Here is a 15,706-nt window from a genome sequence, read left to right as displayed (position 1 = left end):
AACTTTTCGCGAATAACAAAATGTCGGATTATTGATTTACGGCAAGAAATCAATCTTCGCCAAATAAGTCTCGCGTATAGACTTTCCCCATCACATCTTTTAATTCGTCGGCATAACGATTGGTAATAATAATGTCACACTGCTGTTTGAAACTGTCGAGTTGATGAATGACAGGAAAATCCAGAAAATCATCACCATCAATCCCCGGTTCATAAACCACGACCTTGATTCCCTTCGCTTTTATCCTTTTCATAATCCCCTGAATGGAGGAAAAGCGAAAATTATCCGACCCTGCTTTCATGATAAGACGATGAACGCCGACAGTTTTCGGATGACGACGGATAATCGTGTCGGCGATGAAGTCTTTCCGCGTATGGTTCGCGTCCACGATCGCCTTGATCAGGTTATTCGGCACGGTACGATAGTTAGCCAAAAGCTGTCGGGTATCCTTCGGTAAACAGTAGCCGCCATAGCCGAAAGAAGGATTATTGTAGTAATCACCGATACGCGGATCGAGGCACACCCCTTCAATAATCTGCCGGGTATTCAGCCCCAGCGATTCGGCATAGCTGTCCAACTCGTTAAAGTAGGCCACACGCATCGCCAGGAAGGTATTCGCAAACAATTTTATTGCTTCTGCCTCGGTTGGGTCGGTAAACAGCACGCGAACATCTTTCTTTAATGCACATTCCATCAATAAGTTAGCGAAGAACCTTGCCCTTTCTGACCGCTCACCCACCACAATCCGTGACGGATAAAGATTGTCGTGTAGCGCCTTTCCCTCACGTAAAAACTCGGGCGAAAAAATGATGTTATCCGTATCCAACTGCTGGCTGATTTTCTCGGTGAAGCCAACGGGCACCGTTGATTTAATCACCATAATGGCCTGCGGATTAATCGCCAGCACGTCGCGAATAACCGCTTCTACCGACGACGTGTTGAAATAGTTGGTTTGCGGATCGTAATCCGTCGGCGTCGCGATAATCACGAACTGCGCATCGGTATACGCTTCATGCTTATCCAGCGTAGCGGAAAAATTCAGCGTTTCATGTTGTAAAAAACGCTCAATCTCGGCGTCATTAATCGGCGATTTTCGTTGATTCAACAGCACCACTTTTTCAGCCACAATATCCAACGCCACAACCTGATGCTGTTGCGCTAATAATAATCCATTCGATAAACCGACATATCCCGTTCCGCTAATCGCTATTTTCATGAAGGGCTCTTTATTTCATTACTGGCTAAACAAACCTATTTCGCCGCAGTATCTTTCTTCTGTTTTCATCTGAATAGAGATGTAACATGTCAATTTATTTCTTGTTCCTCGCCCGCGATGCATCTCTATCATTCACAAATACACTTTTACCTTATCCGTCGATAACCTCTGAAGCACAACATCCTTATCATTAGCAATTCCAGTTAAACGCCAATTAAACATAGCGTATTTAATGATAAATAAAGATCTTCTTACACCTTGTGACTTTTTTAAATCATTAGCGTGAAAACAAAATTTCATGACGTGATGTAACACAACGTCATTTATCTTAGATGATATTGGCGAATAAACATGATGATACCGGTTTATTTTCGAGTTTTTATCAACGCTATATGGAGATACTGTGTAGAGACGTTACTTTATTATCAAAGCGGCTTATTACTCGATAAAACCGACAAAAAAATCATAAGCACGTCTCATCAATTGCCAGCGCAACTGTCAGAAACGTCTACACTTATCATCAGTCATCTCTCTGGCTAAGGATGGGAAGGACAATGAAGGTCAGCACGCGCGACAAGGCCAGCCACTATCAAATGCCGCTGCAAAAATTGATGATCGTTTTTATGCTCTTCATCATCACCACGGTAGTGGCGCTGAACGGATGGGCAGTCTTCAATTCTCACCAACAGCTTATCGATTCCACGGAGAAAAACGCCAAGAATCTGTCGCTGTCGCTGGCCCGCCATGCCGAAGATACGTTTTTACAAGTCGATATACTGTTGCAGGATTTACAAGAGCGCATCGAGCAGGATGGTCAATCACCCACGCAATTGAACCGCTTGGGCGATATTCTAAAAAGCCGTAAAGCAGCGCTGCCGCAGTTGCATGGCATCTTCATTTACGACAACAAAGGCGAATGGCTGGTGAACTCCGGTATAGCAAAACCGGCCAATGCCAATAACGCCGACCGAGAGTATTTCAAGTATCACCAGAACAACGTCAACCATTCCATGTACATCGGCAGTGTAATTCAGAGCCGCTCGACGGGCGATCTGATTATCCCCGTATCTATGCGTATCAGTAAGCCAGACGGCAGTTTTGACGGCGTGCTACTCGCCACCCTCTCACTGAACTACTTCAAACAGTATTATGGTTACTACTCCATGGGGAACATGGATGTGCTCGCCATTCTCCTGTCCGATGGCCGCATTCTGTACGGCCGCCCTTACGACGATTCCTACGTCAACCGTAATGTGTCTAACGGCCCGCTCTTTTCTGAGCATCTGAAACAGTCCGAAAGCGGCACGGCAACCTTTGTCTCCACGCTCGATCACATCGAACGGATTTATGGCTACACCAAGTTAAAGCGCTACCCCATCGTCATCGCCGCAGGTTACGACCTCAATCTGGTGCTCCAGAAATGGAGAACAGACAGTCTGGTCTACGGTGCCATTACCTTAATTCTGCTATTCACCATCACCCTACTCGGCCTGATCGTGCTGAGACAGATTCGTATAAATGTGAAAAATCAGATCGATTTAACCATCGTGCGCGATGAACTTACGTCGGTTAACCACACGCTGCAAACGCTGGCGCTGTTCGATGGCCTGACAGGCTTAGCCAACCGCCGCCAGTTCGATATTTTCCTGCAACAAACCCTATTGCAGGCTGCGGAGAAGCGGCAGTGTATCGCGCTTATCATGATCGACGTCGACGCTTTCAAGAAATATAACGACCACTATGGGCATGTGGCAGGCGATGAGTGTCTGCGCAAGATTGGTAACCTCCTGAGCAATATGCTGCGGCGTAACGAAGATTTGGTCGCCCGCTATGGCGGTGAGGAGTTCGCTATCATTATCACCGAGACTGATAAACAAAGCGCCGCCGCGCTGGCTCAGCGTGCGCTGGATTTAGTGCGCGAGGAAAAGATCCCGCATGAAACAACGCTGTTCCCAGAAAAAATCGTCACCATTAGCGCCGGTGTCTATGTGTTCTGCGCCGATAGCCCGCCACCAGCGGCATCGTCCGTTATCGATATTGCCGATGCTGCACTGTATCGCGCCAAACATGGCGGTAAAAACCGGTTCGAGGTGAGTGAATAGCGCCCTCAATCTCAATGTAGATACAATTAATATTGATGCAATGCCTGACAGCGCACGCAGCTTCTGACAAAATAGCGGCCATCTCCCCCTATTTCAAATTGATGGGTCTCTTCTCAGATGGCAGCAAAGATTATTGATGGTAAAACGATTGCGCAGCAGGTCAAAGACGAAGTTGCCGCACGAGTCACGCAGCGTTTAGCAGAAGGAAAACGCGCACCGGGTCTGGCTGTTGTGCTGGTCGGTGAGAATCCAGCGTCACAGATTTATGTCGCCAGCAAGCGCAAAGTGTGTGAAGAAGTCGGCTTTATTTCCCGCTCTTATGATTTACCCATCACCACAACGGAATCTGAGCTGTTGGCGCTTATCGACCAGCTCAACGCCGACCAGACGATTGACGGTATTCTGGTTCAGCTTCCGCTACCGGAAGGCATCGATAACACCAAGGTGATTGAACGCATCGCACCAAGTAAAGATGTGGATGGCTTCCATCCTTACAACGTGGGTCGTCTGTGCCAGCGCGCGCCAATGCTGCGCGCCTGTACGCCACGCGGCATCATCACGCTGTTGGAACGTTATAATATCGACACCTTCGGGCTGAATGCCGTTGTGGTCGGCGCGTCTAATATCGTTGGTCGCCCGATGAGTCTGGAACTGCTGCTGGCAGGCTGTACGACTACCGTCACGCACCGTTTTACCAAAAATCTACGCCACCATATTGAAAACGCCGATCTGCTGGTTGTCGCGGTGGGTAAACCGGGCTTCATTCCCGGCGAATGGATTAAACCGGGCGCGATTGTGCTGGACGTGGGTATCAACCGTCTGGAAAGCGGCAAAGTCGTCGGCGATGTGGAATTTGAAACGGCGCAGGAAAGAGCGTCTTACATCAGCCCCGTACCGGGCGGCGTCGGCCCAATGACCGTTGCCACACTGATTCAAAACACGCTACAGGCGTGCGAAGAGTATCATGACCACGCCGAATAATTGGCGATCCCCGTCATACTTCAAGTTGCTTGTGCGTTGACTGCCCTTACTCACCCCAGTCACTTACTTATGTAAGCTCCTGGGGATTCGTGCGGTTGTCGCCTTCACGCAACTCGAATTATTTAGGATATATTCGGTCAAACACCGATAAGCAGGAATTTATGGCAACCTTTAATCTTGAAAAGCATCCGCACGTTGAACTGTGCGACCTATTGAAACTGCTGGGCTGGAGCGAAAGTGGCGCAGCAGCCAAACTGTCTATCGCCGCGGGCGACGTGACCGTTGACGGCCAGACGGAAACGCGCAAGCGCTGCAAAATCGTTGCCGGGCAAACCGTTCAGTTCAATGGCGAAACGGTAAAAGTGACCGAGTAACCCTGACGGTATCGATCATGGCGAAAAAAAGCCCGCAATTTCATTTTTGCGGGCTTTTTATTTACTGAAAGCGTATTACAGGAAGAAAGCGTTACTTACGGCGCCAGATCGTTCCCTGCGAGCCATCTTCCAGCACGATCCCCATTTCATTCAAGCGATCGCGAGCCTGATCCGCCAGCGCCCAGTCTTTGGCCGCACGCGCATCTTTACGCTGCTGGATTAACGCTTCGATTTCTTTCACTTCCTCGTCATCCACCTGCGCGCCATTTTGCAGGAATTGCTCCGGATCCTGCTCCAGCAGGCCAAGCACGCCGGACAGTTTACGCAGTGCCGATGCCAGTTGGTTCGCCGCTTGTACATCTTCCGCTTTCAGGCGGTTAACTTCACGCGCCATATCAAACAGTACCGAATAGGCTTCCGGCGTGTTGAAATCGTCGTCCATCGCTTCGCGGAAGCGAGCTTCAAACTCGTCACCGCCGTGCGCCGCAACGCTAGCATCCGTTCCACGCAGCGCCGTATACAGACGATCCAGCGCCGCACGCGCCTGTTTCAGGTTGTCTTCGCTGTAGTTCAACTGGCTACGGTAGTGGCCTGACATCAGGAAGTAACGCACGGTTTCCGGATCGTAATACGCCAGCACGTCGCGTACGGTGAAGAAATTATTGAGCGACTTTGACATCTTTTCGCGGTCAACCATCACCATGCCGGAGTGCATCCAGTAATTCACATACGAACCGTCGTGTGCACAACTGGACTGCGCGATCTCATTTTCGTGGTGCGGGAACATCAAATCTGAACCGCCGCCGTGAATATCAAAATGCGTGCCCAGCTGTTTGCAGTTCATGGCAGAACATTCGATGTGCCAGCCAGGGCGCCCTTCTCCCCACGGAGAAGACCAGTGAGGCTCACCCGGCTTGGACATTTTCCACAGCACGAAGTCCATCGGGTTACGCTTCACTTCGGTAATTTCAACGCGCGCGCCAGCCTGCAACTGATCCAGATCCTGACGAGACAGCACGCCATAGCCCGGCGCGGTATCAACGGAGAACATCACATCACCATTACTCGCAACATAGGCGTGGCGACGGGCAATCAGCGTTTCCACCATTTCAATGATGTCGGCAATGTGGTGCGTCGCACGCGGTTCGGCATCCGGGCGCAGAATATTCAACGCATCGAAATCGGCGTGCATCTCTGCGATCATGCGGGTCGTCAGCTGGTCGCTGGTTTCCCCATTTTCGATCGCACGTTTAATAATTTTGTCGTCAATATCGGTGACATTACGCACATATTTCAGTGAATATCCCAGATACCGCAAATACCGCGCCACCACATCAAACGCCACGAAAGTACGCCCGTGACCGATATGACACAGGTCATAAACGGTGATGCCACACACATACATTCCCACCTGACCGGCGTGGATAGGTTTAAATTCCTCTTTTTGGCGACTCAGCGTATTAAAAATCTTTAGCATCAGGGCGTTCCAGTGTTTTTATAAAAAATGGTTTTCACAAAAAAATGGTTTCAAAGAAATGGTCTTCACAATCGCAGTTAGCGTCAGCAACATCAATGCATTCAGGGTTTACACCCCAACGGCGTATTGAAACCTGAACCCTACTGTATTGCAAGGTTAATAAGAAGAGGGAATCAGCGAGAAAGGATAAAAATGAAACGGCCCGGAAAATCCGGGCCATTTCACATCATTGGCGGTCACTGACAAAAGCAATCCGCCGACAAAAAACCATTAACGCCAGCGCGGATTGGACATCACAGAGTATTTTCCGCTACCGAGCAGGGCAATCGCGATACCCGCAAAGAAGAACACCGCCGTGCCTTCAACACCCCAGGCACCGGTTTTGGCCAGCGTGACGAAACCACCAGGGTGAACCAGTAACGTCGCCACCACCATCGTGAAAGAGAAGATCAGCGCAGAAGGACGTGTAAGAATCCCGAGAATCATCAGAATCGGAGTGATGACTTCTCCGACATAGACACCGTAACCAACAAAAGCAGGGAGCCCGGCCGAGGTCAGCATGCCTTCAATGGCACCGATGCCGCCATGTACCTTATGCCAGCCATGAAACAGCATCAAAACGCTGAAAGATACGCGCAAAAACAGTTTGCCAAAATCCGGTTTGTCTAATAAACGATTAACACTATCCAGAATACCCAGCATAGTTCACCTATCTCTTTAGAGTTATTTATGAAGAATAAGAATTACTCTCAGATTAATCTGAGCCACAAAAAAAGAACACGTTGATTACGCAAAACATTGATCTGGGGCAATAAAAATCTCATTCAAATTAATTAACTGTTATATGAAATTTTAATCAATTTATTTGTTTTTAAAAGTCCCCATTGCCTGATTAACACCTTATTGCGCACCATTCTTAAGCGCACATATTATTTGGCGCCTACCAAAATCAGAGTAGTAAACCTTTTTATACGATTTTCTCATCCATCCAACCGCCAACAGCGGTGCGGTAAGCGCGAAGTACTGACTCAATCGACCAGTTATGCTATAACAGCGCTCTTGTTGTTCACCGCCTTTTGTGAACAGCACTCTTAATCACTAAGGCTATCTAGGGTTCATTATTATGATTACGCTTCATACCAACCACGGCGATATCGTTATTAATACGTTTGCAGACAAAGCGCCGGTTACCGTAGAAAACTTCCTGAACTACTGTCGCAGCGGTTTTTATGACAACACGATTTTTCACCGCGTGATTAATGGTTTTATGATTCAGGGCGGCGGCTTCGCTCCCGGCATGGATCAGAAAGAAACCAATGCGACAATCAAAAATGAAGCCAACAACGGCCTGAAAAATACCCGTGGCACGCTGGCGATGGCACGTACTAACGATCCGCACTCTGCGACTGCGCAGTTCTTTATCAACCTCGTTGATAACGATTTCCTGAACTTCCGTTCAGAGCGTGCCGATGGCTGGGGCTACTGCGTATTCGCTGAAGTCACTGAAGGCATGGACGTCGTTGATAAAATCAAAGGCGTTGCTACCGGCCGCAGCGGCATGCACCAGGACGTACCGAAAGAAGACGTGGTGATTACCCACGTAACGGTCAGCGAATAATCCGACCTGCATGGCAACGCTGTTCATTGCCGATCTGCATTTAAGTGTTCATGAACCGGCGATTACCGCCGGTTTTCTGCGTTTTTTACGCCATGACGCGATCCATGCCGATGCGCTGTACATACTTGGCGACCTGTTCGACGCCTGGATAGGTGACGACGATCCTCAGCCGCTGCATGCGACTGTCGCCACGGAACTGTATGCCTTACATCAGCGCGGCATTCCCTGCTATTTCGTGCACGGTAACCGTGATTTCCTGATCGGTAAGCGTTTCGCCAAGCAAAGTGGAATGACGCTGCTGCCGACAGAAACGGTGCTCGATCTCTACGACCAAAAGATTCTCATTCTGCATGGCGATACGTTGTGCACTGACGATCGGCATTACCAACAATTCCGCCGTCGGGTACACAACCCATTTATTCAGCGACTCTTCCTGCTATTACCGTTGTCGCTACGTATGAAAATTGCGGCGAAGATGCGGGCAACCAGCCAGCACGAAAACCAAAAAAAGTCGCAGCAGATTATGGATGTCAATCACGACGCCGTGCTTGAACGTTTGCGACATTATCAGGTGGAGACGATGATCCACGGTCACACGCACCGTCCGGCCATTCATCAGGTCGATCTCGGTGAATCGTCTGGTCGTCGCGCCGTTCTCGGAGCCTGGCATGAAGAAGGGTCGATGATTAAGGTCACGCCACAAAATATCGAACTGATTTTCTTCCCATTTTAATGCGTTTCCTGCCATTGACTTAACGGCCTCTCGCCTTATTCCCCCAGCATTTCCGTATACGCAACCGTTTTCCTCGCCATAATGGCGTGATATGCTCTACGCCCTCAACGCCAGACCCTCCCTGTCTGGCCGACGCGAACGCGTCACGAACACGTACAATCACAGGAGCGTTACAGGCATGTCATCCAACGTTGCCCCGGCTAAAATTGCCATCGTCATGGGTTCAAAGAGTGACTGGGCCACCATGCAGTTTGCTGCGGAAATCCTCACCACGCTGAACATTCCTTTTCATACCGAAGTCGTTTCCGCACACCGGACGCCAGACAAGCTATTCAGCTTCGCTGAGCAGGCGGCACAGAACGGTTTTGATGTGATTATCGCGGGCGCAGGCGGCGCAGCACACCTGCCGGGTATGCTGGCAGCAAAAACGCTGGTTCCCGTGCTTGGCGTGCCGGTACAAAGCTCAACGCTGAGCGGGGTAGACAGTCTGTATTCCATCGTCCAAATGCCGCGTGGTATTCCGGTCGGCACGTTGGCGATTGGCAAAGCGGGCGCAGCGAATGCGGCTCTGCTGGCCGCACAAATTCTCGCCCTGCACGACAAGGGCATCGCTACCCGACTGGCAGACTGGCGTCAGGCGCAAACCGATGATGTGCTTTCTCATCCCGATCCGCGGGAGGAGGCATGAAACCGGTCTGCGTATTAGGCAATGGTCAGTTGGGCAGAATGCTGCGTCAGGCTGGTGAACCGCTAGGCATTGCGGTTTACCCCGTCGGTCTGGATGCTGAGCCGGAATCAGTTCCGTTTCATAACAGTGTCATTACCGCCGAGATCGAACGCTGGCCGGAAACCGCCCTCACCCGCGAGTTGGCCGAGCACACGGCGTTTGCGAACCGCGATATTTTCCCACGTCTGGCCGATCGCCTGACGCAAAAGCAGCTGCTGGATTCGCTGAATCTGGCAACCGCGCCTTGGCAACTACTGGCTAGCGCCGACGAATGGCCACACGTCTTTGCCTCATTAGGTGAACTCGCTATCGTTAAACGCCGCGTCGGTGGTTACGACGGTCGTGGACAGTGGCGCTTGCGCGATGGCGAACAACAGACGCTGCCCGCTGACTGCTACGGCGAGTGCATCGTTGAGCAAGGCATTAATTTTTCTGGCGAAGTCTCGCTGGTGGGTGCACGCAATACGCACGGCAAGTGCGTGTTCTACCCGCTCACTCATAACCTGCATCAGGACGGCATTCTGCGTACCAGCGTGGCTTTCCCTCAGCCCGATCCGCAGTTGCAACAGCAGGCAGAGCAGATGCTGTCTGCAATAATGAATGCGCTGGGTTATGTGGGCGTGATGGCGATGGAATGCTTTATCGTCGGCGATCGCCTGCTTATTAACGAGCTGGCTCCGCGCGTACACAATAGCGGACACTGGACGCAAAATGGCGCGTCGATCAGCCAGTTTGAGCTGCACCTGCGCGCCATTCTGGATCTGCCGCTGCCAGTACCGGTTGTCGAAACACCGTCGGTGATGGTCAACCTGATCGGCACTGACGTGAATATCGACTGGTTGGCGCTGCCGCTGGTACACCTGCACTGGTATGAGAAAGACGTTCGTCCTGGTCGCAAAGTTGGACACCTCAATCTACCGTCGTCGGACACCGCACAGTTGCAACGCACGCTGCAATCGCTGGCACCTCTCTTACCAGAGGAATACCACAGCGGTCTGGCGTGGGCAGAAGAAAAACTCACCGCCTGACAGATCGGTGACCATTATCCGGCAGGTTGCAATCTGCCGGATAACTCTCGTCTGAGGTGATGCAACAGCAGGAACCGCACCATCGATACGTCCGCAAAAGAGAAAAACCATCATTACGCGTGACATCAGAAAAATTGCGTTTATTATTTCATCTGCCCTTTATTTTATTTATTGTTCATTTTTCATCACTCAGCAATTAAATAAAGTATCAATAACGAGCCGTTAAAAATATTTAAAATAAAGTATCAAGATTGATATTTTAATTTGCGCGGAAATTTATTAAAATATTTCCCGTCAATTCATTTCTGTGATCGCCTCAATATTATTCGCTGACCACCACGATATAGAATGCCGCCACAAAACAGTATTGACCTACTGACATAATTAGCAACATGTCTCGTTCGTTTTTTAAACTCCGTAACGGCAACTTGCCGATACTGTAATTTTTATAATCCACATCATGTGGCAATATCCTTGTAACAGGGTATTAATATGTTCACCGAGGAGAGATCAGTATATGAGCACCATTCAAGATAGCAGCCAGGTGTTAGAACAGGCTTCAGGATGGCGTAAAAGCGACACCGTCTGGATGCTGGGCCTCTATGGCACGGCCATCGGCGCTGGCGTGTTATTCTTACCTATCAATGCTGGTATTGGTGGGTTAATTCCGTTAATTATCATGGCACTGATTGCCTTCCCGATGACATATTATTCTCACCGTGCCTTATGCCGCTTTGTATTATCCGGCAAGAAAGGTGGTGAAGATATTACCGAAGTCGTTGAAGAACATTTCGGCGTTGGTGCAGGTAAATTAATCACTTTGCTTTATTTTTTCGCTATTTATCCGATCCTATTAGTTTATAGCGTCGCCATCACCAATACGGTAGATAGCTTTATTACTCACCAATTGCATTTGCCTTCTCCGCCACGTGCGCTGCTGTCATTAATATTGATCCTCGGATTAATGTTTATTGTCCGCTTCGGTGAAGCGATGATCGTGAAGGCAATGAGTATTCTGGTTTACCCATTCGTTGCTGTGCTGATGTTGCTGGCGCTTTATTTAATTCCAAACTGGAATACCTCTGTTTTTGAAAACATTTCTTTGAGTTCCAGCGTAACGGGCAACGGTCTGTTGGCGACATTATGGTTGGCTATTCCGGTGATGGTTTTCTCCTTCAATCACTCACCAATCATCTCTTCTTTCGCCGTTGCCAAACGTAAAGAATATGGCGATGACGCCGAGCAAAAATGCTCACGCATTCTGTCTTACAGCCACATCATGATGGTGCTGACCGTGATGTTCTTCGTCTTCAGCTGTGTACTGAGCCTTTCTCCGGCTGAGCTGATGGAAGCGAAAGCACAGAACATTTCTATTCTGTCCTATCTGGCGAACCACTTTAACAACCCGGTAATCGGCTATCTGGCGCCGGTTATTGCCACCATCGCGATCTCTAAATCGTTCCTGGGTCACTATCTGGGTGCGGGCGAAGGCTTTAACGGCATGATCGTGAAATCCCTGCGCAGCCGAGGCAAAACCATTTCCAACACCAAATTGAACCGCATCACTGCGCTGTTCATGCTGATCACCACCTGGATTGTTGCGACGCTGAACCCAAGCATTCTGGGGATGATCGAAACGTTGGGCGGCCCGATTATCGCGTGCCTGCTGTTCCTGATGCCGATGTACGCCATCCAGAAAGTCCCAGCAATGAAGAAATACAGCGGCCAGATCAGCAACGTCTTTGTCACCCTGATGGGACTGATCGCGATTTCCGCTATCGTTTACAGCCTGAGCGAACTGCTGTAATCCCCCCACCCTAATTTAACGCCGGCACGTTGTTTAACGACCGGCGTTTTTTTTCAAGGAAATCGCTATGGTCAGCGTATTTGATATCTTCAAAATCGGCATCGGCCCGTCCAGTTCTCATACCGTCGGCCCGATGAAAGCGGGTAAAATGTTCACTGACGATCTGGTGAACCGCGCGCTTATCTCATCGGTGACACGTATTGTCGTTGATATTTACGGCTCACTTTCCCTGACGGGGAAAGGACACCACACCGATATCGCCATCATTATGGGGCTCGCGGGTAACCTGCCAGATAGCGTAAATATCGATAGTATTCCGGCGTTTATTCAACAAGTGAAAGACACTCAGCGCCTGCCGATGCTTAACGGTCAGTATGAGGTCAGCTTCCCGCTGGAATCCTCCCTGCGTTTCCAACCAGAGAATCTGCCGCTGCATGAAAACGGCATGATCATTCGCGCCTATAACCAGCAAGAGTTGGTCTATAGCAAAACGTATTACTCCATCGGAGGCGGATTCGTCGTCGATCAGGAAAATTTCGGCAAACCCAATCTGGCCGAAGAAAGTGCGCCCTACCCGTTCTTTTCTGCCCAGAAACTGCTGCAACACTGTCACGATCACTGCCTGTCTTTATCCGCTATCGTCCTGAAAAACGAGATTGCGATGCATGGTCGGGAAGCGCTTGAGCACTATTTTGCCGACGTATGGAAAACCATGCAGGACTGCATGCATCGCGGCATGAATACGGAAGGCGTATTGCCCGGCCCATTGCGCGTTCCGCGCCGGGCATCAGCGCTGCATCGCCTGCTGTTCATCAACGATCGTTTTTCTAACGACCCGATGGATGCGATGGACTGGGTGAACATGTTCGCGATGGCCGTGTCGGAAGAAAATGCGGCTGGCGGACGCGTCGTCACCGCACCAACGAACGGTGCGTGTGGCATTATTCCTGCCGTGCTGGCCTATTACGATCGCTACGTTCAATCCGTCACCCCAGAATCTTACCTACGCTACTTTCTGGCATCCGGCGCTATCGGCATGCTCTACAAAATGAACGCCTCGATTTCCGGTGCAGAAGTGGGCTGTCAGGGAGAAGTCGGCGTGGCCTGTTCGATGGCCGCAGCAGGTCTGGCTGAACTACTTGGCGCGAGCCCTGAACAGGTATGCATCGCGGCGGAAATTGGTATGGAGCATAATCTGGGGCTGACATGCGACCCAGTCGCGGGTCAGGTTCAGGTACCGTGCATTGAACGCAACGCTATTGCCTCCGTGAAGGCGATCAACGCCGCCAGAATGGCGATGCGCCGCACCAGCGAGCCACGTGTATCACTGGATAAGGTCATTGAAACCATGTATGAAACCGGCAAAGACATGAACGCCAAGTACCGTGAAACGTCTCGCGGGGGATTGGCCATTAAAGTTGTGCTGTGTGAGTAAGAAATAGCAGGGGATACGCCTTGTCGCATTAAATGCTCGGCAGATTAACGCGAAAATCAGGGGTTAATGTGTATGGTTTCGCATTAGCCCTTTATTTTTTATCGCTTTCAGGCAGCGACCAGACAATGTTGTTTTCAGCCGCCGCGATATACCAATCTACCGTGCTGTTAGCCGGTTTCTTGATATTTTCATGCTTGGTGAGTGCTTTGGCAGGAAAGGTCGCGGCTTTCTTTCTGATACGCAGCGGCGTCTGTTTTTTCTCACCGCTGATCTGCGCATGGAAGGATTCCACTTCAGCATCGAAGAGCACGCCTTCAATCTGATGTAAACGATTTAATCCGCGCAGAATGGAGAGCAGGCTGCTTAGCGTAATGGATTCGCCCATTTCCGCACGCTTGATCGTTGCGATTCCCAGCCCTGCCCGTTCAGCAAGATCGACCTGCGATAAACGTTGTTGAATTCTGGCGTCTTTTATTCTCCGGCACAGCTCGGTAATAATTTCGCCTTCGTTCATGGTACTGAATTTCATCTTACCCACCACTTGCCAGAGTTAAAAAATTTGCGCGCATTTTATCATCAATTTTTCAAATGGCACGGACAATTGATGAACGGTATCCATAATTTTTTTATGGTTTGATGATACCATAGACATCCCATCAGGCTTGTCGTAGATACGGGTTATATTTAATCGAAACAATTAAACAATATAATAATTAAAACCACTAATTAGAAATCAAAAAGAGATGTTATTTAAATAACAAAACAAAAACAATGAGTTAAAAAATAACTCATTGTTTCCTGAATAAAAAGAAGACAAATACATTAACTAAGGTAAACTTTATTCTATATTCACACGATTGCACTGCATAACAACGCTCTACTATTAAATTTCACTCTCACAGGAAAGGAACTTCCATAATGAGCATTACAAGCCTTAATGGTATCGCTAACTACTCAGCCCCCTCGGTGAACCGTAAAGAACCTGCGGAAAACGTATTTTCACTCGCTGGCAACACGTCAAAATCAAGCGTCAATTCTGTTGCTGCCAATACCCCCTCAACGATCCAGTCAAGCAAACGTTATGATTTTTCCAATATGACACCACAGGAAGCGATTGACGCGACAAAAGATCTCACCGCCTCCGGCGATATGTCATTTGAAGAAAGTCTGGAAATCGGTATGGCGGCGCTGCTCATTTTGCATCCTCCAATTGACGATGTCGCCCCCGCCGATCCCAACCAGAAAATCAATTTTATCCAAATGCTAAAAAATGGGATAAGCGGTTCGCTATCACGCGGCGAGCACTTACATGCAGAACAGCAGAAATCAGTATTAGATAAGCTAGCACAACTTAGTTACATGCCGATTAGCGTGAAGGCATAATGAAAAGCAGGTCCTCTTTTAAGAGAACCTGCTGAGAATGCGGTGTTATCGAATATTCAGTGAAGTGCTAAGCGTTCTAAAAGGTGCATTAATCGAAGTAGATTGATAGCGGAAAGGACCTGACTGCATGCCATCGCCATTGAAATAAGCCATCCATCCCACATAAGTCGAACCTGCAGGGCATGACTCGGTATAATAACCACCGACGACACAGACGCCATTAACCTGATAGGGACTCTTTTGCGTACCATTCACCCAACCAAAGCGGTTATTACCATAGCCCACTTCCAGCACTGCAATTCGCAGTTGCGCTCCGCCATGATCCTGAGTTGTCGCAAGTTTATTTGGGCCAATATATTCCCAGGCTCCACCATTCTGTGTTGATGCCACAGCATAGACATAGACAGAACTCAATGCAGGCGCTGGCGCACGAAGAGGCTTATAGTCCTGAGAAGAGGATTCATTTGCAGATGTTGGGTTCTCCAGAAGGGGAGAGTCGAATGCTGTAATTACCTCCGCCACTGGCTCTTCCTGAGCCTGAGAATAAGCCGGAAACATCACACTAACCAACATACTGAATGCAACGCCAATATATATTTTCTTTCTCATCCTGAGTAATTCCATTTAAATACAGCCAATCGCTGCATATAAACTATGAATCAAAATTTCATTTTTTTCAGTAATTAAATCACAAAAAACAAAAACTTTTAAATTAAAAAAAATAATAATTAATCGGTTATTTATTTTTATGAAAAGTTTAAAAATATTCGCAATATCATTACCATTCATAATAAAATGATACGCATAGAAATGATATTGCATTCT

Annotated in this window: 15 protein-coding genes; 10 read left to right on the top strand and 5 right to left on the bottom strand. The window is 48.9% G+C overall.

The genetic code is table 11. The features are described from left to right. Positions 1 to 49: 49 nt before the first annotated feature. The gene (locus tag BUB06_RS11490; protein WP_039471111.1) at positions 50 to 1,216 is read right to left on the bottom strand and encodes a nucleotide sugar dehydrogenase; all 1,167 of its coding nucleotides are present in this window, start codon (positions 1,214 to 1,216) and stop codon (positions 50 to 52) included. A gap of 554 nt (positions 1,217 to 1,770) precedes the next feature. Between BUB06_RS11490 and BUB06_RS11485 the strand changes: the two genes are divergently transcribed. The 3 genes from BUB06_RS11485 (at position 1,771) to ybcJ (ending at position 4,673) form a co-directional block, all read left to right on the top strand. Continuing rightward, on the top strand, positions 1,771 to 3,318 hold the full coding sequence (locus tag BUB06_RS11485) for a sensor domain-containing diguanylate cyclase (protein ID WP_039471109.1): 1,548 nt from the start codon (positions 1,771 to 1,773) through the stop codon (positions 3,316 to 3,318). A 117-nt stretch (positions 3,319 to 3,435) separates the two neighbouring features. After that, entirely contained in the window at positions 3,436 to 4,299 is an 864-nt protein-coding gene (folD, locus tag BUB06_RS11480) for a bifunctional methylenetetrahydrofolate dehydrogenase/methenyltetrahydrofolate cyclohydrolase FolD (protein WP_010307420.1), read from the top strand. Positions 4,300 to 4,460: 161 nt separating this feature from the next. Further along, on the top strand, positions 4,461 to 4,673 hold the full coding sequence (gene ybcJ, locus BUB06_RS11475) for a ribosome-associated protein YbcJ (RefSeq protein WP_010307422.1): 213 nt from the start codon (positions 4,461 to 4,463) through the stop codon (positions 4,671 to 4,673). A 91-nt stretch (positions 4,674 to 4,764) separates the two neighbouring features. Here the strand turns inward: ybcJ and cysS are convergent, their stop codons facing one another. Both cysS and BUB06_RS11465 read right to left on the bottom strand, forming a co-directional pair. Then, on the bottom strand, positions 4,765 to 6,150 hold the full coding sequence (cysS, locus tag BUB06_RS11470; protein WP_039471107.1) for a cysteine--tRNA ligase: 1,386 nt from the start codon (positions 6,148 to 6,150) through the stop codon (positions 4,765 to 4,767). Between the two features lie 270 nt (positions 6,151 to 6,420). Further along, the gene (locus BUB06_RS11465; RefSeq protein ID WP_010307428.1) at positions 6,421 to 6,852 is read right to left on the bottom strand and encodes a DoxX family protein; all 432 of its coding nucleotides are present in this window, start codon (positions 6,850 to 6,852) and stop codon (positions 6,421 to 6,423) included. Between the two features lie 421 nt (positions 6,853 to 7,273). Here BUB06_RS11465 and ppiB point away from each other — a divergent pair, with 421 nt between their 5' ends. The 6 genes from ppiB (at position 7,274) to BUB06_RS11435 (ending at position 13,498) form a co-directional block, all read left to right on the top strand. Further along, complete coding sequence (gene ppiB, locus BUB06_RS11460; protein WP_010280320.1) at positions 7,274 to 7,768, top strand: peptidylprolyl isomerase B; 495 nt, start codon at positions 7,274 to 7,276, stop codon at positions 7,766 to 7,768. Between the two features lie 10 nt (positions 7,769 to 7,778). Continuing rightward, positions 7,779 to 8,501: a UDP-2,3-diacylglucosamine diphosphatase gene (lpxH, locus tag BUB06_RS11455; protein WP_039471105.1), complete on the top strand. Its 723-nt coding sequence runs from the start codon at positions 7,779 to 7,781 to the stop codon at positions 8,499 to 8,501. Positions 8,502 to 8,679: 178 nt separating this feature from the next. After that, positions 8,680 to 9,189 carry a 5-(carboxyamino)imidazole ribonucleotide mutase gene (gene purE / locus BUB06_RS11450; protein ID WP_014699034.1) on the top strand — a complete coding sequence of 170 codons (510 nt, stop codon included), beginning with the start codon at positions 8,680 to 8,682 and terminating at the stop codon, positions 9,187 to 9,189. Then, positions 9,186 to 10,256, top strand: a complete 1,071-nt coding sequence (gene purK / locus BUB06_RS11445; RefSeq protein WP_010300928.1) for a 5-(carboxyamino)imidazole ribonucleotide synthase — start codon at positions 9,186 to 9,188, stop codon at positions 10,254 to 10,256. Before purE ends, purK begins: the two co-directional genes overlap by 4 nt. A gap of 517 nt (positions 10,257 to 10,773) precedes the next feature. Beyond that, positions 10,774 to 12,063: an HAAAP family serine/threonine permease gene (locus BUB06_RS11440; protein WP_039471103.1), complete on the top strand. Its 1,290-nt coding sequence runs from the start codon at positions 10,774 to 10,776 to the stop codon at positions 12,061 to 12,063. Positions 12,064 to 12,130: 67 nt separating this feature from the next. Beyond that, positions 12,131 to 13,498 carry an L-serine ammonia-lyase gene (locus BUB06_RS11435; RefSeq protein WP_039471100.1) on the top strand — a complete coding sequence of 456 codons (1,368 nt, stop codon included), beginning with the start codon at positions 12,131 to 12,133 and terminating at the stop codon, positions 13,496 to 13,498. A gap of 91 nt (positions 13,499 to 13,589) precedes the next feature. On the opposite strand, the gene BUB06_RS11430 is transcribed toward BUB06_RS11435, so the two are convergent. Continuing rightward, on the bottom strand, positions 13,590 to 14,027 hold the full coding sequence (locus BUB06_RS11430; RefSeq protein ID WP_039471098.1) for a helix-turn-helix domain-containing protein: 438 nt from the start codon (positions 14,025 to 14,027) through the stop codon (positions 13,590 to 13,592). Positions 14,028 to 14,416: 389 nt separating this feature from the next. On the opposite strand from BUB06_RS11430, the gene BUB06_RS11425 reads away from it, so the two are divergent. Continuing rightward, positions 14,417 to 14,881, top strand: coding sequence for a hypothetical protein (locus BUB06_RS11425; protein WP_039471096.1), 465 nt, complete (start codon positions 14,417 to 14,419; stop codon positions 14,879 to 14,881). Between the two features lie 45 nt (positions 14,882 to 14,926). Here the strand turns inward: BUB06_RS11425 and BUB06_RS11420 are convergent, their stop codons facing one another. Continuing rightward, positions 14,927 to 15,490 carry a YolA family protein gene (locus BUB06_RS11420; RefSeq protein WP_039471094.1) on the bottom strand — a complete coding sequence of 188 codons (564 nt, stop codon included), beginning with the start codon at positions 15,488 to 15,490 and terminating at the stop codon, positions 14,927 to 14,929. Positions 15,491 to 15,706 lie beyond the last annotated feature (216 nt).

This window comes from Pectobacterium carotovorum (assembly GCF_900129615.1).
GTDB classification, from domain to species: Bacteria; Pseudomonadota; Gammaproteobacteria; order Enterobacterales; family Enterobacteriaceae; genus Pectobacterium; species Pectobacterium carotovorum.
This window is presented reverse-complemented; position numbering and strand designations above follow the sequence as displayed.

Coding starts and splice junctions, on each gene's coding strand:
- ppiB (WP_010280320.1), top strand. CDS start 7,274: ATGATTACGCTTCATACCAACCACGGCGATATCGTTATTAATACGTTT.
- BUB06_RS11420 (WP_039471094.1), bottom strand. CDS start 15,490: ATGAGAAAGAAAATATATATTGGCGTTGCATTCAGTATGTTGGTTAGT.
- BUB06_RS11440 (WP_039471103.1), top strand. CDS start 10,774: ATGAGCACCATTCAAGATAGCAGCCAGGTGTTAGAACAGGCTTCAGGA.
- folD (WP_010307420.1), top strand. CDS start 3,436: ATGGCAGCAAAGATTATTGATGGTAAAACGATTGCGCAGCAGGTCAAA.
- BUB06_RS11430 (WP_039471098.1), bottom strand. CDS start 14,027: ATGAAATTCAGTACCATGAACGAAGGCGAAATTATTACCGAGCTGTGC.
- lpxH (WP_039471105.1), top strand. CDS start 7,779: ATGGCAACGCTGTTCATTGCCGATCTGCATTTAAGTGTTCATGAACCG.
- BUB06_RS11425 (WP_039471096.1), top strand. CDS start 14,417: ATGAGCATTACAAGCCTTAATGGTATCGCTAACTACTCAGCCCCCTCG.
- BUB06_RS11465 (WP_010307428.1), bottom strand. CDS start 6,852: ATGCTGGGTATTCTGGATAGTGTTAATCGTTTATTAGACAAACCGGAT.
- BUB06_RS11435 (WP_039471100.1), top strand. CDS start 12,131: ATGGTCAGCGTATTTGATATCTTCAAAATCGGCATCGGCCCGTCCAGT.
- purE (WP_014699034.1), top strand. CDS start 8,680: ATGTCATCCAACGTTGCCCCGGCTAAAATTGCCATCGTCATGGGTTCA.
- purK (WP_010300928.1), top strand. CDS start 9,186: ATGAAACCGGTCTGCGTATTAGGCAATGGTCAGTTGGGCAGAATGCTG.
- BUB06_RS11490 (WP_039471111.1), bottom strand. CDS start 1,216: ATGAAAATAGCGATTAGCGGAACGGGATATGTCGGTTTATCGAATGGA.
- BUB06_RS11485 (WP_039471109.1), top strand. CDS start 1,771: ATGAAGGTCAGCACGCGCGACAAGGCCAGCCACTATCAAATGCCGCTG.
- ybcJ (WP_010307422.1), top strand. CDS start 4,461: ATGGCAACCTTTAATCTTGAAAAGCATCCGCACGTTGAACTGTGCGAC.
- cysS (WP_039471107.1), bottom strand. CDS start 6,150: ATGCTAAAGATTTTTAATACGCTGAGTCGCCAAAAAGAGGAATTTAAA.